The organism is Bradyrhizobium sp. FW305-F6, from assembly GCF_058782905.1.
Window position 1 is genome coordinate 129823 of sequence record NZ_JBYSYD010000008.1, and the last position, 21706, is coordinate 151528.

The 21706-nt window shown below is 66.1% G+C and carries 21 protein-coding genes; 12 read left to right on the forward strand and 9 right to left on the reverse strand.

What is annotated here, in order from left to right:
* Positions 1-112 precede the first annotated feature (112 nt).
* The 7 genes from dnaJ to AC3WLX_RS33410 all read left to right on the forward strand — a co-directional run bounded on the left by dnaJ (position 113) and on the right by AC3WLX_RS33410 (position 5341).
* Entirely contained in the window at positions 113-1249 is a 1137-nt protein-coding gene (gene dnaJ, locus AC3WLX_RS33380) for a molecular chaperone DnaJ (RefSeq protein WP_492339142.1), read from the forward strand.
* Positions 1250-1337: 88 nt separating this feature from the next.
* Positions 1338-1937 carry a class I SAM-dependent methyltransferase gene (locus AC3WLX_RS33385; protein WP_291627868.1) on the forward strand — a complete coding sequence of 200 codons (600 nt, stop codon included), beginning with the start codon at positions 1338-1340 and terminating at the stop codon, positions 1935-1937.
* A 54-nt stretch (positions 1938-1991) separates the two neighbouring features.
* On the forward strand, positions 1992-2570 hold the full coding sequence (locus AC3WLX_RS33390; RefSeq protein ID WP_492339143.1) for an NADPH-dependent FMN reductase: 579 nt from the start codon (positions 1992-1994) through the stop codon (positions 2568-2570).
* 6 nt (positions 2571-2576) lie between these two features.
* Positions 2577-3290, forward strand: a complete 714-nt coding sequence (gene pyrF / locus AC3WLX_RS33395; protein WP_492339144.1) for an orotidine-5'-phosphate decarboxylase — start codon at positions 2577-2579, stop codon at positions 3288-3290.
* 24 nt (positions 3291-3314) lie between these two features.
* Positions 3315-3626 (forward strand): DUF1330 domain-containing protein, encoded by a 312-nt coding sequence (locus AC3WLX_RS33400; RefSeq protein WP_291627874.1) that lies wholly within the window; start codon positions 3315-3317, stop codon positions 3624-3626.
* Between the two features lie 251 nt (positions 3627-3877).
* Positions 3878-4693 carry a 4-hydroxy-tetrahydrodipicolinate reductase gene (gene dapB / locus AC3WLX_RS33405; protein WP_291627876.1) on the forward strand — a complete coding sequence of 272 codons (816 nt, stop codon included), beginning with the start codon at positions 3878-3880 and terminating at the stop codon, positions 4691-4693.
* A 24-nt stretch (positions 4694-4717) separates the two neighbouring features.
* Complete coding sequence (locus tag AC3WLX_RS33410; RefSeq protein WP_492339145.1) at positions 4718-5341, forward strand: 2,3-bisphosphoglycerate-dependent phosphoglycerate mutase; 624 nt, start codon at positions 4718-4720, stop codon at positions 5339-5341.
* Between the two features lie 119 nt (positions 5342-5460).
* Here AC3WLX_RS33410 and AC3WLX_RS33415 read toward each other — a convergent pair whose 3' ends face one another.
* Both AC3WLX_RS33415 and AC3WLX_RS33420 read right to left on the reverse strand, forming a co-directional pair.
* Positions 5461-6357 carry a methylated-DNA--[protein]-cysteine S-methyltransferase gene (locus AC3WLX_RS33415; RefSeq protein WP_492339146.1) on the reverse strand — a complete coding sequence of 299 codons (897 nt, stop codon included), beginning with the start codon at positions 6355-6357 and terminating at the stop codon, positions 5461-5463.
* 55 nt (positions 6358-6412) lie between these two features.
* Positions 6413-6946 (reverse strand): DUF2244 domain-containing protein, encoded by a 534-nt coding sequence (locus tag AC3WLX_RS33420; protein ID WP_492339147.1) that lies wholly within the window; start codon positions 6944-6946, stop codon positions 6413-6415.
* Between the two features lie 22 nt (positions 6947-6968).
* On the opposite strand from AC3WLX_RS33420, the gene nth reads away from it, so the two are divergent.
* From nth to AC3WLX_RS33435, 3 genes are all read left to right on the forward strand, one after another.
* Entirely contained in the window at positions 6969-7721 is a 753-nt protein-coding gene (gene nth / locus AC3WLX_RS33425) for an endonuclease III (RefSeq protein ID WP_492339148.1), read from the forward strand.
* Positions 7722-7854: 133 nt separating this feature from the next.
* Positions 7855-8982: an HlyD family secretion protein gene (locus AC3WLX_RS33430; RefSeq protein WP_492339149.1), complete on the forward strand. Its 1128-nt coding sequence runs from the start codon at positions 7855-7857 to the stop codon at positions 8980-8982.
* Positions 8969-10597: an MFS transporter gene (locus AC3WLX_RS33435; protein WP_492339150.1), complete on the forward strand. Its 1629-nt coding sequence runs from the start codon at positions 8969-8971 to the stop codon at positions 10595-10597. The genes AC3WLX_RS33430 and AC3WLX_RS33435 overlap by 14 nt, the downstream gene beginning before the upstream one ends.
* A 76-nt stretch (positions 10598-10673) precedes the next feature.
* On the opposite strand, the gene AC3WLX_RS33440 is transcribed toward AC3WLX_RS33435, so the two are convergent.
* From AC3WLX_RS33440 to AC3WLX_RS33450, 3 genes are all read right to left on the reverse strand, one after another.
* A complete protein-coding gene (locus tag AC3WLX_RS33440; protein ID WP_492339151.1) occupies positions 10674-11414 on the reverse strand; it encodes a sulfate transporter family protein in 741 nt (246 codons plus the stop codon).
* Positions 11415-11703: 289 nt separating this feature from the next.
* Positions 11704-12150, reverse strand: coding sequence for a nickel-responsive transcriptional regulator NikR (gene nikR / locus AC3WLX_RS33445; protein WP_492339152.1), 447 nt, complete (start codon positions 12148-12150; stop codon positions 11704-11706).
* A gap of 73 nt (positions 12151-12223) precedes the next feature.
* A complete protein-coding gene (locus tag AC3WLX_RS33450; RefSeq protein WP_492339153.1) occupies positions 12224-14686 on the reverse strand; it encodes a heavy metal translocating P-type ATPase in 2463 nt (820 codons plus the stop codon).
* A gap of 63 nt (positions 14687-14749) precedes the next feature.
* Between AC3WLX_RS33450 and AC3WLX_RS33455 the strand changes: the two genes are divergently transcribed.
* Positions 14750-15025 (forward strand): metal-sensitive transcriptional regulator, encoded by a 276-nt coding sequence (locus tag AC3WLX_RS33455; RefSeq protein ID WP_492339154.1) that lies wholly within the window; start codon positions 14750-14752, stop codon positions 15023-15025.
* A gap of 206 nt (positions 15026-15231) precedes the next feature.
* Here the strand turns inward: AC3WLX_RS33455 and AC3WLX_RS33460 are convergent, their stop codons facing one another.
* Positions 15232-16197 carry a YiiX/YebB-like N1pC/P60 family cysteine hydrolase gene (locus tag AC3WLX_RS33460; protein ID WP_492339155.1) on the reverse strand — a complete coding sequence of 322 codons (966 nt, stop codon included), beginning with the start codon at positions 16195-16197 and terminating at the stop codon, positions 15232-15234.
* Between the two features lie 192 nt (positions 16198-16389).
* Between AC3WLX_RS33460 and AC3WLX_RS33465 the strand changes: the two genes are divergently transcribed.
* Entirely contained in the window at positions 16390-17778 is a 1389-nt protein-coding gene (locus tag AC3WLX_RS33465; protein ID WP_492339156.1) for a flavin monoamine oxidase family protein, read from the forward strand.
* A 196-nt stretch (positions 17779-17974) separates the two neighbouring features.
* Here AC3WLX_RS33465 and AC3WLX_RS33470 read toward each other — a convergent pair whose 3' ends face one another.
* The 3 genes from AC3WLX_RS33470 to AC3WLX_RS33480 are packed head-to-tail and all read right to left on the reverse strand — an operon-like array spanning position 17975 to position 21676.
* A complete protein-coding gene (locus tag AC3WLX_RS33470; RefSeq protein WP_492339157.1) occupies positions 17975-18745 on the reverse strand; it encodes a sulfite exporter TauE/SafE family protein in 771 nt (256 codons plus the stop codon).
* A 55-nt stretch (positions 18746-18800) separates the two neighbouring features.
* On the reverse strand, positions 18801-21209 hold the full coding sequence (gene pheT / locus AC3WLX_RS33475; RefSeq protein ID WP_492339158.1) for a phenylalanine--tRNA ligase subunit beta: 2409 nt from the start codon (positions 21207-21209) through the stop codon (positions 18801-18803).
* Positions 21206-21676, reverse strand: a complete 471-nt coding sequence (locus AC3WLX_RS33480; protein ID WP_492339159.1) for an endonuclease domain-containing protein — start codon at positions 21674-21676, stop codon at positions 21206-21208. The genes pheT and AC3WLX_RS33480 overlap by 4 nt, the downstream gene beginning before the upstream one ends.
* Positions 21677-21706: the final 30 nt, after the last annotated feature.

Consider the following 21706-nt stretch of genomic DNA (forward strand, 5'->3'; position numbering starts at 1 on the left):
TCCCAGCGCTGCCAGGCTGCCCTCTGCCGCAAGGCAGGAGGGCGCTTATATCGCCGCATGTCAGCGTTGTTCCGCGCCAACTTGAATCGCGATTGGATAGACCGAGCTCATCATGTCCACGTCCACCAAGCGCTGCTACTACGAGACCCTGGAAGTCGAACGCGACGCCGACGAAGGCAAGCTGAAGTCGTCGTTCCGCAAGCTGGCGATGAAATTCCACCCCGACCGCAATCCCGGGGATGAGACCTGCGAGGTCAAGTTCAAGGAAATCAACGAGGCCTACGAAGTCCTGAAGGACAGGGACAAGCGCGCGGCCTACGACCGCTATGGCCACGCCGCGTTCGAGCAGGGCGGCGGCTTTGGCGGCGCTGCCGGTTTCGGTGCGGGCTTCGCTTCCTCTTTCTCCGACATCTTCGAAGACCTTTTCGGCATGGCCGGTCAGCGCGGCCGCGGCGGTCGCGAGCGCGGGGCGGACCTGCGCTACAACATGGAAATCACCCTCGAGGAGGCTTTTGGCGGCAAGACCGCGCAGATCGAGATCCCGGTCTCGGTCACCTGCGAGGCCTGCTCGGGCATTGGTGCGAAGGCCGGCACCAAGCCGAAGACCTGCTCCACCTGCGGCGGCGCCGGCCGCGTGCGGCAGTCGCAGGGCTTCTTCACGCTCGAGCGCACCTGCCCGGGCTGTCAGGGCCGCGGTCAGATGATCGAGGACGCCTGCCCATCCTGTGCCGGCCAGGGCCGGGTCACCCGCGAGCGCACGCTGTCGGTCAACATTCCGCAGGGCGTCGAGGATGGCACGCGGATCAGGCTCGCCGGCGAGGGCGAGGCCGGGGTCCGCGGCGGACCGCCCGGCGACCTCTACATCTTCCTCTCGCTGGTTCAGCACCAGTTCTTCCAGCGCGATGGCGCCGACCTGCATTGTCGGGTGCCGATCTCGATGGTGACCGCCGCGCTCGGCGGCGAGTTCGAGGTGCCGACCATCGACAAGGGCATGACCAAGGTGAAGGTGCCGGCCGGCACCCAGTCGAGCCGCCGATTCCGCATTGCATCAAAAGGCATGCCGGTGCTGCGCTCGCGCCAGATGGGCGACATGTATGTCCAGGTCGTGGTCGAGACGCCGCAGAACCTCACCAAGAAGCAGCAGGAATTGCTGGCCGAATTCGAAAAGCTTTCCTCCGGCAACACCCAGCCGGAATCCGAAGGCTTCTTCGCCAAGGTCAAGGATTTCTTCGGTAATCGGGCGAATTGACTCGTCTTGACCGTGCCGCCTTCGGCCTATACGTCTTTATGACCATTTTCTGACACGCCGCGGTCCCGCGGTCCCGTCCGGTCCCGACATGCCCTTGCCATCGTCCGCGCGTGCGTTGAAGAAGCCTCGTCTCGACGATGAGGTGCGCTTTCTCAGGTCGTGGATCGAAAAGCCCCTGCACATGGGCGCGGTGATGCCCTCGGGCAAGCTGCTGGCCCGGACCATGGCGCACTATGTCGATCCCGATTCCGACGCACCAGTGGTGGAGCTCGGGCCCGGCACCGGCGCCATCACCTCCGCGCTGATCGAGCGCGGAGTCGACCAGAAGCGTCTCGTTTTGGTCGAATACAATCCCGGCTTCTGCGCGCTGCTGCGTGATCGCTATCCGCAGGCGAAGGTGGTGCAGGGCGATGCCTATCGCCTGCGCGACACGCTCTGGAACGTCTTGAGCGCGCCGGCGTCCGCGGTCGTCTCCGGCCTGCCGCTCGTCACCAAACCGATGCTGACGCGGCTGCGGCTGATCCGCGACGCCTTCACGGCGCTCGCGCCCGGCGCGCCCTTCATCCAGTTCACCTATGCGGTGGTGCCGCCGATCCCGAAATCGCTGCACGGCGTGTCCACAGAGGCCTCGGAACGGATCTGGATGAACCTTCCGCCAGCCCGCGTCTGGGTGTATCGCAAGGACTGATCCCGCCGGCCCTCCTTGCGCGGCGGGCCCGTTTCGCCGAACGCATGGGATTGGATGTCCGCGCCCAAGATCCTGATCATTCCCGGCTCGCTGCGCACCGGCTCGCACAATGCGAAGCTGGCAGCGGTCGCCGCGTATGAATTCGCCCGGGCCGGCGTCGACGTCACCCGCATCTCGCTCGGCGATTTTCCGCTGCCGATCTACGACGGCGATCTCCAGGCCAAATCCGGCGTGCCCAAGCACGCCATCAACCTCAAGCGCATGATCGGCGCCCATCACGGCGTCCTCATCGTCTCGCCCGAATACAACGCCTCGGTGCCGCCGCTTCTCAAGAACGCGATCGACTGGGTCAGCCGCGTGCACGAGCTGCACGAGGCGCGCGGCGAGGTGTTCCGCAACCGGGTCTTCGCGCTCGCCGGCGCGTCCCAGAGCCGGTTGGGTGCGGCCCGCGCACTCCAGGCGCTGCGGCTGATCCTGTCCTCCTGCCACGCCAACGTGATTGGCAGCCAGCTCACGCTCGCCTTTGCCGACCAGGCCTATGACGACATGGACAGGCTGAGGAACGAGGGCGACATCGCCGCGCTGAAGGAGCTCGTGCGACAGTTGATCGACGTTTCCCAACGCATGATGTGAGGTGACATGACGCCAGCCGAGATCGCCCCCAAGGACCGCCTGATCGTCGCGCTCGATCTGCCGAGCGTTGATGCCGCGGAGGCGATGATCGCGAAGCTCGGCGACAGCGTCTCGTTTTACAAGATCGGCTATCAGCTCGCCTATGCCGGCGGCCTGCCGCTGATCGGCAAGCTCGCTGATGCGGGCAAGAAGGTGTTTGCCGATCTCAAGATGCACGACATCGGCAATACGGTTGCGCGGGGCACCGAGAGTGTTGCGAAGCTGGGCGCGACCTTCGTCACCGTGCACGCCTATCCCCAGACCATGAAGGGCGCCGTCGAAGGCCGCGGCAGTGCCAACCTGAAGATCCTCGCCGTCACGGTGCTGACCTCCTACAACGACGACGATTTGCATGAGGCCGGCTATCGGCTCAGCGTGTCGGAGCTGGTCGAGGCGCGCGCGCAGCAGGCGCAGGTGCTCGGCGTCGACGGCCTGGTGTCCTCGCCGGAGGAAGTCGGGGCCTTGCGCAAGATCGTCGGCCATAAGATGAGCCTCGTCACCCCCGGCATTCGTCCGGCGGGCGCCGCCAGCGGCGACCAGAAGCGCATCATGACGCCAGGCCGTGCGATCGCCGCCGGCGCGGATTATCTGGTCGTCGGGCGCCCAGTGGTGGAAGCCGCCGATCCGAAGGCCGCCGCCGAGGCCATCCACGCCGAGATCGCACAGGCACTGCTCAAATAGAGACCAACCACAGGGAGAACAGCCATGGCAAAAGGTTACTGGATCGGGCGCGTCGACGTGAGCAATGACGAGGGCTACAAGCCCTATGCTGTCGCCAATGGTCCGATCTTCAAGAAATGGGGCGCCCGCTTCGTCGTTCGCGCCGGCAAGTTCACCACCGTCGAGGGCGCCAGCCGCAACCGCAACGTCGTGATCGAATTCCCCGACTACGAGACGGCGCTCGCCTGCTACAATTCGCCGGAATACCAGGCCAACATCAAGGTGCGCCAGCCGCATTCGATCGCCGACCTCATCATCATCGAGGGCTATGACGGCCCGCAGCCGTCGGACGGCTGAGCCTCTTCCTTACCCTCCCCTGGAGGGGGAGGGTCGCTACGCATGTAGCGAAGCGAAATGCGTGGCGGGGTGGGGTGATCTCTCCCCATGGGCACTGTTGATCGTGGAGAGACCGTCACCCCACCCCGCTCGCGCTCCGCGCGATCGACCCTCCCCCTCCAGGGGAGGGTTGGAGCACGTGTCCCGGCGCGGGGCCCTCGGTTGCCGGAACTGCCTCCCCCCGCTAAAACGGCGGCGAAGGGGATCACACCATGTCCGACATGCGCTTGATTGTTGCGGGAGCCGGCGGCCGGATGGGCCGGGCGCTGGTACGGGCGATCGGCGAGAGCCAAGGCGCGGTGCTGGCCGGTGCGCTGGAGGCGCCGGGCTCGGAGCTGCTCGGCAAGGATTCCGGCGTGCTTGCAGGCCTGCCGGCCAACGGCATCAAGCTCTCGGCCGATCTGTGGGCGATGTCGAAGGACGCCGACGGCATCCTCGACTTCACCGTTCCGGCGGCGACCATCGCCAATGTCGCGATCGCTGCCGAGCGCGGAATTGTGCATGTCATCGGCACGACCGGGCTGTCCGGCTCCGACAACGCCGTGATCAAGAGCGTCACCAACCGCGCGGTGGTGGTGCAGTCGGGCAATATGAGCCTCGGCGTCAACCTGCTCGCTGCCGTGGTCAAGCGCGTCGCCAAGGCGCTCGACCAGGGTTTCGACATCGAGATCGTCGAGACCCATCACCGCATGAAGGTCGATGCGCCCTCCGGCACGGCGCTGATGCTCGGCCAGGCCGCAGCGAGCGGCCGCGGCGTCACTCTCGATGACCATTCCGAGCGCGGGCGCGACGGCATTACCGGCGCGCGCAAGCCGGGCAATATCGGTTTCGCCTCCTTGCGCGGCGGCACCGTCGCCGGCGACCACAGCGTCACTTTCCTCGGCCCGTTCGAGCGCCTGACGCTGTCGCACCAGGCCGAGGACCGCATGCTGTTCGCCCATGGCGCGCTGAAGGCGGCGCTGTGGGCGCACGGCAAACAGCCGGGGCATTACTCCATGGCCGACGTGCTCGGCCTCGCAGACATCTGATCGAAACGAACGGAAAAGCAGTCAATGAGCGAACGTCTTCTCGTGCTCGTGCGCCACGGCCAGAGCGAATGGAATCTGAAGAACCTGTTCACGGGCTGGAAGGACCCTGATCTCACCGAGCTCGGCGTGAAGGAAGCCAAGGAGGCCGGCCGCAAGCTGAAGGAGCAGGGCCTGGTGTTCGACGTCGCCTATACGTCGGTGCTCACGCGCGCGCAGCACACGCTCGACCTCATCCTCGGCGAACTCGGCCAGACCGGTCTGCCGATCTCGAAGAACCTCGCGCTGAACGAGCGCGACTATGGCGATCTCTCCGGCCTCAACAAGGACGACGCCCGCAAGAAATGGGGCGAGGAGCAGGTGCTGATCTGGCGCCGGTCCTACGACGTGCCGCCGCCCGGCGGCGAAAGCCTGAAGGACACGCTGGCGCGCGCGCTGCCCTATTATGTGCAGGAAATCCTGCCCGGCGTGCTCAACGGCAAGCGCACGCTGGTCGCCGCGCACGGCAACTCGCTGCGCGCGTTGATCATGGTGCTTGAGAAGCTCTCGCCGGAGGGCATTTTGAAGCGCGAGCTCGCCACCGGCGTGCCGATCATCTACCGGCTGAATGCGGATTCGACCGTGGCCTCGAAGCTGGATCTGGCGGGTTGACTCTCGCCACACGCGCGAAGTCGTAGGGTGGGTTAGCGTAGCGTAACCCACCGAACCTTTCGCCGCGGAAACAAAGAGGTGGGTTACGCCTTCGGCTAACCCACCCTACTGCATCGTGCCTACTGCACCCCCAGCTGCCCCGCTTCCCAGCCCAGCATCGCCTGCTTGCGGGTGATGCCCCAATGATAGCCCGTGAGCGTGCCGCTCTTGCCGAGCGCGCGGTGGCAGGGCACGACGAAGGACACAGGGTTCTTGCCGACGGCGGCGCCGACGGCGCGCGAGGCCTTCGGGCTGTTGATGTTGCAGGCGATGTCGGAATAGGACACCGCACGCCCCATCGGGATCTTCAAGAGCGTCTCCCACACCCGCACCTCGAAATCAGTGCCGATCAGCACCACGCGCAGCGGCTGGTCCGGCCGCCAGAGCTTGGGGTCGAACACACGCGCTGCGAGCGGCGCTGTGCCCTCGTGATCTTCCACATAGGTGGCGTTCGGCCAGCGCCGTGTCATATCCGCGAGCGCGATCGTCTCCTCGCCATGATCGGCGAAGGCGAGCCCCGACAGGCCGCGACCGGTCGCGATCACGATGGCGGTGCCGAACGGGGAGGGATGGAAGCCGTAGCGCAGCGTCAGGCCGGCGCCGCCGTTCTTCCACTCGCCCGGCGACATCGCTTCGTGGGTGACGAACAGATCGTGCAGGCGGCCGGGGCCCGACAGGCCGGAATCGAGCGCCGCATCGAGGATGCTGGCGGAATCCCTGAGCAGGTTCTTGGCGTGGTCCAGGGTGAGCGCCTGCATGAAGGCCTTCGGCGTGATCGACGCCCAGCGGCGGAACAGATGGTGCAGCTCGTCCGGCGTGACGCCGGCCGCGTCCGCCATCGCCTCGATGGTCGGCTGCGCGCGCCAGTTGGCCGAGATGAAGGCGATCGCCCGGCGCACCGAATCATAGTCGCGCAGCGCGGCGCTCTGGGTGCCCGGCCTGGCCAGACGCTGGTCATGGATCGCAAGGGTCATCATGACGGGAAATGTAGGGGAGGGGCGGGCTTGGAGCCACCCGATTTCCGAGCAAGGATCAGGTGACCGGATTATAGGTCGGACCGCGCCTCGCGGCGTTCAACGCCTCTACCAAACCCTTGTAAAAACTTGCCTTTTCTTCAGGGCCAAGAAAGCGTGCGATCTGGATCTGGTGGCCGCGCGAAATCAGGTAGAGATGCTCGATGCCAAAGTCATCGTCGACTTCCATGTCGAGCCGGACCCAGAGCGGATTGAAGGTCCATTCGGCGACCTGGCCGCGATGGCTGACACGGCGAACCCGCAGCTCCGACGGCGTGACGACGATCTCCTCGCTGGCGCGCGCGGCGCGGAAATTGGCCTTGAAGGCCCACCAGATCACCAGCACGTCAAGGCCGAAGAAGGCGAACACCGGCCATGCCCCCATCATCAGGAAGACGAGGCCGGTGACGAAGCTGACCGCGCTGACGAACAGCATCACGGCGAGGAAGCCGGTGCGGTTCAGCGAGCGATGCGGCGTCAGCCGCGCGGAGAAGATCTGCACGTCGCGCGGATCCCCGGAATCGCGGCCCTCAATTTCGTTGCCTGTGCTCATCGTCCCTCAGTATATCCCGATCATGGCGAAAATCACCCGCAAGCTGGCGTCGCGCAAAGCGGCTGTGCCGAAGAAAAAGGCAAAAGCGGCCGTTGCGAAGCCGAACGTCGCAGCCAGGAAATCGCTCGAGGCCATCAAGCCCTGGACGCCAGCCGAAGTTCGCGAGGTCTTCAGCCGATTCCGCCAGGCCAATCCGGAACCGAAGGGCGAGCTGGAGCACGTCAATCCCTTTACGCTCCTGGTCGCGGTCGTGCTGTCGGCGCAGGCCACCGATGCCGGCGTCAACAAGGCGACGCGCGCGTTGTTCGAGGTCGCCGACACGCCGCAGAAGATGCTCGATCTCGGCGAGGAGTCCTTGCGCGACTACATCAAGACCATCGGCCTCTATCGCACCAAGGCGAAGAACGTGATCGCGCTGTCGGCCAAGTTGCTCGGCGAATTCGGCAGCGAGGTGCCGCGCACGCGCGCCGAGATCGAGTCGTTGCCCGGTGCCGGCCGCAAGACCGCCAACGTCGTGCTCAACATGGCCTTCGGCGAGCACACCATGGCGGTCGACACCCATGTCTTCCGCGTCGGCAATCGCACCGCATTGGCGCCGGGCAAGACGCCACTGGAGGTCGAGCTCGGTCTGGAAAAGGTGATCCCGGCCGAGTTCATGCTGCACGCCCATCACTGGCTGATCCTGCACGGCCGCTATACGTGCCTCGCGCGCAAGCCGCGCTGCGAGGTGTGCCTGATCAACGATCTCTGCCGCTGGCCGGAGAAGACGGTGTGATCTCATGACCGTCATTCGGGGACGAGCCAAAGGATCGGATCCGGAGTCTGGAGATTCCGGTTCGATGCGACGCGTCGCCCCGGAAAGTCAGGGTGGAATTTGTGTTTTGGCAGAGCCGGGTTGAGGTGATCTCGTGAGTCAGGAAGAACAGAATGCACCACCCGGATCACCGGCCCCGCCGCCCAAGCCGACGCAGGGGCCGGCCGCACCGCTCTGGAGCCGGCTCGCGATCCCGCTGTTTGCGGTCGTCGTCGCGCTCGCTTTCGTGGCGCTGGCAACGCTGCGCTTCGACGAATGGGTCGGCAATGCGGTAGTCCAGACCACCAACGACGCCTATGTGCGTGCCGAGCTGACGCGGCTTTCGAGCCGCGTCTCGGGCGAAGTGCTCAGCGTGGGGGTCACCGATTTCCAGCGCGTCAAGGCCGGCGACCTCCTGATCCAGATCGATCCCGCCGATTACCAGGCGCAGGTCGCGCAGGCCGAGGCTGCGGTCGCCGCGGCGCAAGCCGCGCTCGACAATCTCGCCAACCAGATCGAGCTGCAATATGCGACGATCGCGCAGGCGCAGGCCGCGCGGCTGTCTGCGGAGGCCATGGAGGTCGAGGCACGGCAGGAGCAGCAGCGACAGCAATCGCTGTCGCAGACCGAGTCCGGCACGCGCCAGCGCCTCGAGCAGGCGGTCGCCGCCTACGCCAAGGCACAGGCCGACGTGCGCGCGAGCCGCGCCGTGATCGCGGCCCAGCAGCACCAGCTCGAAGTCCTGCAAGGCACCAGGAAGCAGCGCGCTGCCGATGTTGAGGCGGCCAAGGCGACGCTGGCGGGTACGAAGCTCAAGCTTGGATACACGAAGATCACCGCGCCGTTCGACGGCGTCGTCGGCGAGCGCCAGGTGCAGCCCGGAGATTACGTCAATATCGGCACCAACCTCATCAACGTGGTGCCGCTGCCCAAGGTCTATGTGATCGCGAACTACAAGGAGACCCAGCTCACGCACGTGGCGCCGGGCCAGCCGGTCGAGATCACAATCGACAGTTTTCCGCGCGAGAAGCTGCGCGGCCGGGTCGAGCGCATTGCGCCGGCGACCGGTGCGCAGGTGGCGCTGCTGCCGCCCGACAACGCAACGGGCAATTTCACCAAGGTGGTGCAGCGCATTCCCGTGCGCATTCAGTTCGATGGCGACCAGCCGCTGCTGGAGCGGCTGGTTCCGGGCATGTCGGTGGTCACCAGTATCGACACGAAGGCTGCGAATGGCCGAAAATGACGATGCCAGCCGCGAGCCGCTCTCGCGCGGCGGCGTCGCGCCGCAGCCGCTGTTCGCGGTCGCGGCGGTGCTGCTCGGCTCGTTCCTCGCCAATTTCGACAGCCGGCTGACCACGGTCGGCCTGCCGGACCTGCGCGGCGCATTTTCGCTCTCCTTCGACGAGGGCGCCTGGCTCTCCACCGCCGGCATCGGCTCGCAGATCTTCATCGCGCCTGCGGTGGCCTGGCTCGCCACGGTGTTCGGCCTGCGCCGCGTGCTCGGCATCCCCAGCCTGGTCTATGCCGCCGTCTCGTTCATCATTCCGTTCGTGCACGACTATCCGTCATTGCTTGTGCTCAGCGTGGTGCATGGTCTCCTGCTCGGCACCTTCGTGCCGGCGACGCTGATGATCGTGTTCCGCAATCTGCCGATCCGCTGGTGGCTGCCGGCGATCTCGATCTACGCGATCCGCGTCGGCTTCGCGTTGGACACCTCGACCTCGCTGGTCGGCTTCTATGTCGACCATCTCGGCTGGCAATGGCTTTACTGGCAGGGCGTGGTGATCGCGCCCTTGATGGGCCTGATGGTCTATCTGGGCACGCCGAACGAGCCGGTGAACCGCGCGCTGCTGCGCGAGGCCGATTGGGGCGGCATGCTGCTGCTCGGCGCCTCGGTGTCGATGATCTATGCGGGGCTCGACCAGGGCAACCGGCTGGACTGGCTCGGTTCCGGCACGGTGATGGCGTTGCTGGCCGCTGGTGCGGCGCTGTTTCTGGCCTTCCTCCTCAACGAGTCCCTGGTCCGGCAGCCCTGGGCACATGTCAACGTCCTGTTCTCGCGCAACATCGGCCTGGGACTGGTCCTGATCCTGCTCTACACGCTGACGAGCCTGTCCAACGCGTCGCTGGTGCCGAACTTCCTCGCCACCATCGCGCTGCTCAGGCCGGAGCAGAGCGGCATGCTGCTGCTCACCTGTGGCGCGCTGCCGATGCTCGTCCTGGTGCCGGTTTCGATCTGGCTGCTGAGGCATTTCGATGCGCGGGCGGTGACCGTCATTGGCTTTGCCTGCTTCGCCGCAGCCAATCTCTGGGGCACCCGGCTCAGCCACGACTGGGCCCGCGAGGACTTCGCCGGCATCGTGCTGCTCCAGGCGATCGGGCAGTCGCTCACCTTGCTGCCGCTGATCATCACGCTGCTCTCCAACTCCGATCCCAGCCGCGCCACCTCCTTTGCCGCCTATATCCAGATCATGCGGCTCGGCGGCGCCGAGATCGGCGTGGCGCTGATGGGCACCTGGCTGCGCGTGCGCGAGCAGGTCCATTCGTTCTATCTCGGCCAGAACCTCGTGGTCGGCGACGCCGACGTGGTGCAGAGGCTGAAGCAGCTTTCCGATTACTTCGCCGCCCATGGCACGGGATCGGCGCAACCGCGCGCGGTCGGCACGCTGGCGGGCATCGTGCAGCGCGAGGCCAATGTGCTCGCCTATATCGACGGCTTCTGGCTGTGTTTCTGGCTCGCGGTGATCGCACTCGGCGTCGTCGCGCTGGTCACGCGCGCGCCGACGGGGCCTTTCACGCCGGCGCCATTCGGCTTCGCAAGGATGCTGCTGCGAAAGTGTGGCGTGCGGGCCGCCTGAGTGCGGTGATGGTCGGTTTGTTCGCTCGCGCGAGGCGGGTGGTCACCTCTCCCGCAAGCGCAAGCGGAGAGAACAATCACCGCACTTGCCGCGCCGGCTCGATCAGCTCGGGCCGCGGGCCCGACAGGCGCTTGTGCATGTGGACCATGAAGGCCATGGCGAAGATCGGCGTCGCCAGATTGATGATCGGGATCGAAACGAAGGCGGCGATGAACAGGCCGGCGGTGAAGATGGTCGCGGCATTGTCCCGCCGCATCGCCTTGGCGTCCTCCGGGGTGCGGAAGCGCATCGCGGCGAGCTCGAAATATTCGCGTCCGAGCAGCCAGGCGGCGGCGAGGAAGAAGATGAGAAATCCCGCGCCGGCGAACAGCACCAGCGGCAGCGCGGCGAGATAGATCAGGATCGTGAGCAGCGCGGTCTTGACGCCCTCGAAAATCGCCTGGCTGAATGGCAGCGCCACGCCCGGCCGCTCGGCGGGATAATGCTCGCGTTCGACGATGTCGGCGACGTCGTCGACGAACAGGCTGGCCACCAGCGAGGTGATCGCAGGCATCAGGAAGATGCCGCCGAACACGACGCCGAGGCCGGCCGCGATCGAGACGATCCACGAGAGGACTTCGATGGACGAATGCCAGCCGGGTCCGAGCAATTCCTCCAGCCAGACCGCCCCGGAGGTCGCGAACCAGCTGAGCAGCCGCTGCAGCCCGATCGCCAGCGCGACGATCAGCACCAGCGCCAGCCCGATCGACCGCCACAGGATCGAGCGCATCGGCGGCGAGATCAGTTGCGACAGCGCCTTGATGGCGGCATCCAGCATGGGAGATCCTCTGAGGTCAACACTGCGCGAGAGGTAAAGACCGAATGCGGTTTCGGCAAGGGCGGGGTCTGCCCTCGGCCGCGAATGCGGCGCGAGCTCTTGCCGACCCTCGCCTGGAGGGGGAGGGTCGGCTCACATTGAGCGCAACGAAATGTGAGACGGGGTGGGGTGATCTCTCCCCACGGGCACTGTTCGACGCGGAGAGACCGTCACCCCACCCCGCCCGCGCTGCGCGCGATCGACCCTCCCCCAGGGGAGGGTAAGAACCGCTACTCTCTCCTAGAGCAGGCTAGTCATGCCGGTGCCCGTGCTTGCGCGGCTTCGACGGCTTACCATCGCCCGTCGGGATCATCACGACGCGGCCGTAGCGCACGCCGCGTTCGGCGATGATGTGGTCGGCGAAGTGCCTGACCTCGGAGGCGTCGCCGCGCAGCGCGGTCATCTCCATGCAATTGTTGTCGTCGAGATGGACATGGAGCGTTGCCAGCGCGAGGTCGTGATGGCCGTGGAATTCCTGCACCAGTCGCTTCGACAGGTCGCGGGCGGCGTGATCGTAGACATAGACGAGACCGGCCACGCATGGGCCGGTCTGGGCCGTGTCCTCGGTGCTCTGCTGCAGGCCAGCACGGGCGAGGTCGCGGATGATCTCGGAGCGGTTCTGGTAGCCGCGCGCCTCTGCCGCCGCGTCGATCTCCGCCAACAGATCGTCCTCGATCGTGATCGTAATCCGCTGCATCAGGTCATCTCCATTGGGCTACGGCCATTTGTAGCCTGTCTCCCGAAGGGAGGCGAGGGAGTGTGCCGGTCGCTCAAAGCGGCGTCGTGCGCAGCCGCAGCGCGTTGCCGACCACGCTCACCGACGACAGCGCCATCGCCGCCGCGGCGATGATCGGGGACAGCAGCACGCCAAAGGCGGGATAGAGCACTCCGGCCGCGATCGGAATTCCTGCGGCGTTGTAGATGAAGGCAAAGAACAGGTTCTGGCGGATGTTGCTCATGGTCGCCTGCGACAGCTTTCGTGCCCGCACGATGCCGGTGAGATCGCCCTTCAACAGCGTGATGCCGGCGCTCTCCATTGCCACGTCGGTGCCGGTGCCCATGGCAATGCCGACTTCGGCCGCCGCCAGCGCCGGCGCATCGTTGACGCCGTCGCCGGCCATCGCGACGCTGCGGCCGGCCTTCTGCAGCTTGGTGACCACCGCGCTCTTCTGGTCCGGCAGCACTTCGGCCTCGACCTCGGCGATACCAAGCCGGCGCGCCACGGCCTCGGCCGTGGTGCGGTTGTCGCCGGTCAGCATGATCACCTTGATGCCCTCCGCCGCCAGCGCCTTCAGCGCCTCAGGCGTCGAAGCCTTGACCGGATCGGCGATCGCGAACAGGCCGGCGAGCCGGCCGTCGAGGGCCATGTTGATCACCGTGGCGCCGTCGCCGCGCAGCCGTTCGGCTTCGCTGTCGAGTGCCTTGGTGTCGACGCCGATCGAAGCGAGATATCGTGCATTGCCGAGCGCGATGGTCTTGCCGTCGACCTTGCCGGTCGCGCCCTTGCCGGTCGGCGAGTCGAACTGCTCGACCTGGCCAAGGGTGAGCTGCTTCTCCTCGGCCGCACGCACGATCGCGTCGGCAAGCGGATGCTCGCTGGCGCGCTCGACGGTGGCTGCGAGCCGGAGGATATCATCCTCCGCAAAGCCGGATGCCGGCACGATCGCAACCACCTTCGGCTTGCCCTCGGTGAGCGTGCCGGTCTTGTCGACCACGAGCGTGTCGATCTTCTCCATCCGCTCCAGCGCCTCGGCGTTCTTGATCAGGACGCCGCTTTGGGCGCCGCGGCCGACGCCGACCATGATCGACATCGGGGTGGCAAGGCCCAGCGCGCAGGGGCAGGCGATGATCAGCACGCTGACGGCCGCGACGAGGCCGAAGGCGAGCCGCGGCTCCGGTCCGAACCAGGCCCAGGCGCCGAAGGCGGCGAGGGCAACCACGATCACCGTCGGCACGAACCAGCCGGCGACCTGGTCGGCCAGGCGCTGGATCGGCGCGCGCGAGCGCTGCGCGTCCGCGACCATCTGCACGATCTGCGACAGCAGCGTCTCGCGCCCGACCTTGTCGGCCCGCATGATGAAGCTGCCTGACTGGTTCAGCGTGCCGGCGATGACCTTTGCGCCGGTCTCCTTGGTGACCGGCATGGATTCGCCCGTCACCAGCGATTCATCGAGTGAGGAGCGGCCTTCGAGGATGATGCCGTCGACCGGCACTTTCTCTCCCGGACGAACGCGCAAGGAATCGCCAGCGTGGAGCGTGTCGATCTCGACCTCGTGCTCGTTGCCATCAGGCTCGACGCGCCGCGCGGTCTTCGGAGCCAGCTGCAGCAGCGCCTTGATCGCGCCCGAGGTCGCATCGCGGGCGCGCAGCTCCAGCACCTGGCCAAGCAGCACCAGCACGGTGATGACGGCGGCTGCCTCGAAATAGACGGCGACCGCGCCCCCATGGCCGCGGAAGGTGGCGGGGAAGATCTGCGGCGCAACGGTGCCAATCACGCTGTAGACGTAGGCAACGCCGGTGCCCATCGCGATCAGCGTGAACATGTTGAGATTGCGCGTGCGCAGCGATTGCCAGCCGCGCACGAAGAACGGCCATCCGGCCCACAGCACCACGGGGGTTGCGAAGACGAGCTGGATCCAGTTCGACAGCGTCGGGTCGATCCAGTTGTGCGGGCCCGCGAGGTGACCGCCCATCTCCAGCACCACGGCCGGCAGCGCCAGCGCGCCGCCGATCCAGAACCGGCGCGTCATGTCGGCGAGTTCCGGATTGGGGCCGGTCTCCAGGCTCGCGACCTCCGGCTCGAGCGCCATGCCGCAGATCGGGCAGCTGCCGGGTCCGACCTGGCGGATCTCGGGATGCATCGGGCAGGTGTAGATCGTGCCCGCGGGCATCTCGGGCTCGGGCGCCTTGTCCTTCGCGAGATATTTGGCGGGATCGGCTGCGAATTTCGTGCGGCAGCCGGCCGAGCAGAAGTGGAAGGTCTCTCCGTGATGGTCGAACCGGTGCTTCGAGGTCGCGGGATCGACGCTCATGCCGCAGACGGGATCCTTGGCGCTGGCCGTCCCGTCACTGTGATCATGCGCCGGATGGTGATCATGGCCGGAATGATCGCCGTGCCCACCGCAGCATGAGGAGGCCGCAGCCTCGGTGGGCGGCGGCGCTGCCTTGCTCGAACAGCCGCATCCGGCGCGAGCGTCTGCGTCGTGATGATGCCCGTGTTCCGCTGCGTTCATTGGCTTGCTCCGGCGGTATCCTGGGGTCTTGTAACCCATACCCGGTAGGGGTATATAGACCCCATGCGCAAGGACATCAAGGCATCCGTCGGAAAACGTCTCGGTCGGATCGAGGGCCAGGTTCGCGGCCTCTCGAAAATGGTAGACGAAGACCGCTACTGCATCGACATCGTGACCCAGATTGCGGCGGTCCGCGCCGCGCTGCGCCGGGTCGAGGAAGAGGTCCTGAAGGACCACGTCGCCCATTGCGTCGAGCACGCCATCGCGAGCGGCGACAAGGCCGACCAGCGCGCGAAGATCTCGGAGCTGATGGCGGTGATCGGACGGGCGCAGCGGTAGACCGCGCTCTCTCTTCCGTCATTGCGAGGATTTCTTGCGACCAAGCAATCCGGTCTCGTAGGTGTGGGCAAAGCGGCTTGTCCGTCGTAGCTCGAAGAGCGAAGGCGGAAGCGTACCCTCCATCCGTCGGTCGCGTGGAGAACGTGGGCACGGTGCTTCGCACCTTTGCCCACCCTACGAGACCGAGCGAGATTTCTCCGGCGAGCTTAGGCCGCCAGCTCGCGCGCTCGCGCGCGGTACATCGCGAGGTCGCTCAGCTGCACGAAATGCTCGGAGACATTGGTGCTCATCTCCGGAAGGCGCGCGCTCACTTCTTCAGCCGGAATCTCAGCCGACGCCTCTTGGTCAATCGCTTCAGGAACGAGCGGCGGCGCCATGACCGTTTCTGGAAACACACTGAATGAGCCCGCTACCTCCTCGAGCGGCTTCTGCTTGTCGGCCCAATGCAAGGCGGTGTAGTCGAAGCCGTGCACGATGGTGGGTTTGACGACTTCGAAATAGGGCGAGATGTCGAAGTCGCGGGGCATGTAGAGCGAGGAATCGCGGATGTGCAGGATCTCGCGGCGGGCGGCGCGGCTGCCGGCCTTGGTGATCTTCGGCAGGATCGGATAACGCACGGCGTCGAAGGCCTGTGCGATCAGGGCCGAGCAGATGATCTTGGTCGGGTCGCCGGAACCGATCGCAATCATGCGCCGGCGCCAGCGCTGCGGGATCGGCATCGGAAAGAGGTAGCGCATGAGGTCGACGATGTTCTTGGTGTCGTAGCCGAAGCCGATGCGGTTGATCGCATAGCGGCAGACTGTGGTGCGGTCCTCATAAGACAAACCGACAGGGCGGCAGAGGCGGGTATGATAGGGGAAATATTTCGACAGCGGCGCCGAGGTGACGCCTTCGCCGATATTGGCCTCGATCAGCACATGCGGCTCGCCGTCGGCCTCCTCCGCACCCGCGACCGGGCCGACATAGAGCGCGGCATGCGACCAGGTCGACTGCGTCAGATATTTGATGATGCCGGAGATGCGGTTGTTGCCCTCGACCAGCAGCACGTCGCCGGGCTCGATGACGCCGCGAAGATGCTCCGGGTCGCTCGGCGTGAACGGCTCGTAGCCCGGCACCTCCTTCGAGAGGTACGCGGCAATCAGCTTGCCGACCGAATCCAGGACCGTCCCCATGTCGAACTCCCCCCACGGCCTTTTCCGGCCGTCTTTTTCCCTTCTCTATCATGGTCGAAACGTGTTGCAATTCGGTTCATCAGTCTGTGAGATCAAGCATGATTGATTCACCATGATGGTTGCTGTGCAACATCAGATACGGCAAGGTTCGCGGGCCGTTCCCATTCGCCGCAAGTCCCCGGAAACCATGTCATGACAATCACGCGCCGCGATTTCCTTGTCGCGTCGGCTGCACTTGCCGCGATGCCGGTCCTGCGCGCGACCGCCGCGCCCCTGCCCCGCGAGGCCGACGTCGTCGTGATCGGTGCGGGAGCCGCCGGGGTAGCTGCAGCGCGGCGCGTCATGGCGACGGGCCGCAAGGTCGTCGTGATTGAAGCGGCATCGCAGATCGGCGGCCGCTGCATCACCGACAGCTCCACCTTCGACACGCCGTTCGACCGCGGTGCCCGCTGGATGTACAATCCCGACGCAAACCCGATGATCCGGCTGGCGCGCAGCGTCGGGCTCGACGTGCTGCCGGCGCCAAAGGGCCAGAAGATGCGCATCGGCCGCCGCAACGCGCGTGCGGGCGAAACCGAACAGTTCCTGGCGGCGCTGGTGCGTGCCAACCGCGCCATCGACGAGGCCGCGCGCGGCAAGCTCGATACTTCCTGCGCGTCCGTGCTGCCCAAGGATCTCGGCGACTGGGCCGGCGCGGCCGAGTTCTTGCTGGGCGCAGGCTTCGCCGGCAAGGACCTGAAGGAGCTGTCCGCGATCGACAAGGGGCGCGCGCAGGACCGCAACGCTGCGATCGCCTGCCGCCAGGGCTTGGGCACGCTGATCACCAGGCTCGGCGAGCAGGCGCCGGTGGCGCTGTCGACGCCGGCGAGCCGCATCGCCTGGAGCAATCGCGACGTCAGCGTGGAAACCCAGGCCGGCAAGATCGTGGCGCGCGCTGCCATCGTCACGGTGTCGACCAACGTGCTGACATCGGGCGCGATCAAGTTCGCGCCCGATATTCCCAAGCGTACGCTGGACGCGGCCTCGAAGCTCAGCCTCGGCAGCTACGATCGCATCGTGCTGCAATTGCCGGGCAATCCGCTCGGCCTCTCGCGTGACGATATCCTCGTCGAGCAGAGCAATTCGACGCGCACGGCGCTGATGTTCGCCAATATCGGCGGCTCCTCGTTGTGCTCGATCGACGTCGGCGGCTCGTTCGGCCGGGATCTCTCGGGCCAAGGCGAGAAGGCCATGGCCGACTTCGCCAGGGAGTGGATCACGAAACTGTTCGGCAGCGAAGCCGCTTCTGCGGTGCAGAAGACCAGCGTGACGCGCTGGAATGCCTCGCCTTACGTGATGGGCGCGATGTCGGCCGCCTCGCCCGGCGGCCAGCTTTCGCGCAAGATCCTGAGCGAGCCTGTTGGCAACGTCTTCCTCGCCGGCGAAGCCACGCATGAGACGCTCTGGGGCACCGTCGACGGCGCCTGGGAAAGCGGCGAACGCGCCGCGGAGGCTGCCTTGCGCAAGATCGGCGCACTTAAGGACGAGTCCGCCGACGTGCCGACGCAATCGACGAAGAAGCGGCGTGTGCCGCGGCAGTAGGGGCAATCAGGCCCGCGCCAAATCTCCGCTGTCGTCCCGGACAAGCGCGCCCCAAGGCGCGCGCAGATCCGGGACCCATACTCACAGGGAGTGATTTGGCGAAGGCTCGGAGTTGCCACCTTGTCCGATAACCACTCCCTGGGGTTATGGGTCCCGGGCTCGCGCTATGCGCGCCCCGGGACGACGGCGGAGATTGTCAGCGCAACAACCCGTCCAACGCCGGCAGCCCAAAGATCACCGCCATCGCAATCAGCGCATAGCAAATCCAGCGAAACACTTTTTCACTGGCGCGGCCGAACAGCAACGCGCCGAGCGCCACACCTGCCGCATAGACCGGGCCGACGATCAGCGAGAGCACCAGCGATTCACGCGAAATCAGGCCCGTCGCCACGTAGCTGACCATCGAGAAGAAATCCGAAGCGCCGAAGAACAGCAAGATGTTGGCGCGTGCGACGATCGGTGCGATGGGACGGCCGAGCCAGTAGCCGACGATCGGCGGCCCGCCGGTCTGGGCGAGGCCGCTGCAGAAACCGGAGAGGCCGCCGATGCCGACCGAAAGCCAGGCGTGGTCCCTGCCCCGATAGCGCCAGCCCGACAGCAAGAGGAGCAGCAAGGCGGCGACGAAGCAGGAGATGATCCAGCGCGTGGTGACGGGCTCGAGCACGCTGAGGAAATAGGTGCCGATTGGCACCCCTATCAGCGCGCCCAGCACGATCACCGCGGTGGCCTTGCGGTCCGCCTTTCGCCAGGCGTCGGGAAGCAGCGGGGCCGCGGCCACAAAATCGATCACGAGCAGCAAGGCCGCAACCAGCCGCGGCGCGGCGAAGCTGCTCGCCAGCGGCATGAAGATCAGCGCCGAGCCGAAGCCCGAGAAGCCGCGGGCCGTGCCCGAAACGAAAGCGACGGCGCAGAGCGCCGCCGCCATGGTGAGGCTGACATCCTTGGGGAGAAAGTCCGCAGGACTCATGCTCTACGACTCTCGAGCATGACGTTGTCCGAAAGCGGCTTCACACTTTTCGGCGTCATGCGCGCAAGATGCCGCCGGTCTTCTTCGTCACCTCGGCCACGATCTTGGCGCCGACCGCCTCGATCTCCTGGTCGGTCAGCGTCTTCTCGCGCGGCTGCAGCGAGACCGCGATCGCAATCGACTTCTTGCCATCGTCGATACCCTTGCCTTCGTAGACGTCGAAGACGTTGACGGCGGTGATCAGCTTCTTGTCGACGCCCTGCGCGGCTCGGACGATGTCGCCCGCCTTGACGCTGCGGTCGACGATGAAGGCGAAGTCGCGGGACACCGGCTGGAACGCCGACAGCTCGATCAAGGGCTTGGCGCGGGTCGGCTTCTTCTTGGCCTCGGGAATGCGGTCGAGGATCACCTCGAACGCCATCAGCGGCCCGTCGGCGCCGAGTGCCTCGAGCGCTCTGGGGTGCATCTCGCCGAAATACCCGAGCACGTTCTGCGGCCCGATCTGAATCGTGCCGGAGCGGCCCGGGTGCAGCCAGGTGGGGCCGCCGGCAACAATCTGCAGCGCCTGCATCGGCGCACCGGCCGCGGCCAGCACCGCAAGCGCGTCGGCCTTGGCGTCGAACACGTCGGCCTGCGCCGAGCCGGACCAATGCCGTCCGAGACCTTCGGAGTAAGCCAGGCCGCGGCGGACGCCGCTCGCCGCCATGAACTGATCCTGCGGGCGATCGCCCTTGAAGATTTGGCCGACCTCGAACAGCGCGACATCGCCAAAGCCGCGATCGGCGTTGGCCTGTGCGGCTGCGATCAGGCCGGCGAGCAGGGTCGGGCGCATGTCGGAGAGATCCGAGGCGATCGGGTTGGCCACTTCGAGCGCGCGCTGGCCGCCGCCGAACAGTTCGGCCGCGGGCTTTGCGATGAACGACCACGTCACGGCCTCGACCATGCCACGGCTCGCGAGCGCGCGCCGGGCGCGGCGGGTGCGCAGCTGGAGCGGCGTCAGCACCGCCTTGCGGGGCTCGTCGCCGCGATCGAACGGCGTCATCGGCACCTTGTCGACGCCGAAAATGCGCACGATCTCCTCGACGATGTCGGCTTTGCCGTGCACGTCGGAACGCCACGACGGCACTGCGACCTTCACCACCGGTCCCGGGCCCGCCATCATGAACCCGAGATGCGTCAGGATGCGCTTCATCTCGGCTTGCGGCACCTCGATGCCCGACAGGCGCTTCACCTCGGTGATCGGGAATTCGATCAGGTGATCGTCGGCAAAGGACTTGCCGACCACGACGGTTTCGGACGGTGTGCCGCCGCACATCTCCATCACCAGCCTGGTCGCAAGCTCCAGCCCCGGCACCATGAAGGCGGGATCGACGCCGCGCTCGAAGCGGTAGCGCGCATCGGAATTGATGCCGAGCTTGCGGCCGGTCTGGGCGATGTTGATCTCGTTCCACAGCGCCGATTCGATCAAGACGTCGGTGGTGTTCTCGTCGCAGCCCGAGGCCTCGCCGCCCATGATGCCGGCGAGCGATTCGACGCCGTGCTCGTCGGCGATGACGCAGATCGAGGGATCGAGCTTGTAGGTGCGGCCGTCGAGCGCGAGCAGGCTCTCGCCCTCGCGCGCGCGGCGCACGACGAGATCGCCCTTGACCTTCTTCGCGTCGAACACGTGCAGCGGACGAGCGCGATCGAAGGTCATGAAATTGGTGATGTCGACCAGCGCGTTGATCGGGCGCAGCCCGATCGCGGTCAGCCGCTTCTGCAGCCATTCCGGAGACGGCTTGTTCTTGACGCCGCGCACGAGGCGGAGCGCGAAGCCGGGACACAGCGTGGCGTCCTCGACCGTCACCTTCACCGGGCAGGGGAATTCGCCCTTGACCGGCTTGATCGTCGGGTCCTTGAACTTGCCCATGTCGGCAGCGGCGAGGTCGCGCGCGATGCCGTGCACGCCGGTGCAGTCCTGCCGGTTCGGCGTCAAATTGATCTCGATCACGGGATCGCCGAGGCCGGCCCATTCGGCGTAGGCCGTGCCAATGGGCGCGTCCGCCGGCAATTCCATGATGCCGTCATGGTCGTTGGAGATCTGCAATTCGGCGGCCGAGCACAGCATGCCGCGGCTCTCGACGCCACGGATGGTGCCGATGCCGAGCGTGATGTCCTTGCCGGGAATGTAGGTGCCGGGGGGTGAGAACACGCTGACGAGCCCCGCGCGCGCATTCGGCGCACCGCACACCACCTGCACCGGCGCGCCACCGTCACCGGTGTCGACCATGCAGACGCGCAGCCGATCTGCATTCGGATGCTGCTCGGCCGAGATCACCTTCGCAATGGTGAAGGGCTTCAATGCCTTCGCCTTGTCCTCGATGTTCTCGACCTCGAGCCCGATCATGGTGAGCTTCGCGGCGAGCTTCTCGAGCGGCTCGTCGGTGTCGAGATGATCCTTCAGCCAGGAGAGGGTGAATTTCATGGCTGTGTGCCTCGGCTCTTGTCGGTGTTAACGAATTGATCTTGGTCGGTGTCGGCGTTCCCTCCCCCCTTGTGGGGGAGGGGCAGGGAGGGGGGTAAGCCGCGGGCTCTGACAGAAGTTGCCTGGCGAATTGTCTCAACAACTCCCTCAAGGTTCGTCATCACCTGCTCGTTGGTGAAGCGCAGAACCTGAAAACCCTCGGCTGCGAAGAAAGCGTCGCGAAGCTCATCTTTTTTCTGACGTTCCTCGAAATCATGGGATTCCCCATCGAGCTCGATGATGAGCTTTGAGGAGAAGCACACGAAGTCAGCAATGTAATTTCCGATTGGCGATTGGCGACGGATGCCAACGCCATCCATGCGGTTAGCCTTCAGGTGCCGCCACAGCAGTGTTTCGGCGCGCGTCATCGCTCGGCGAAGCTGTTTCGCCCGGCTGCGCTGTCGCTCGCTTACAACTGCGTGCGGCATCCGTGGCTACCCCCCTCCCTGACCCTCCCC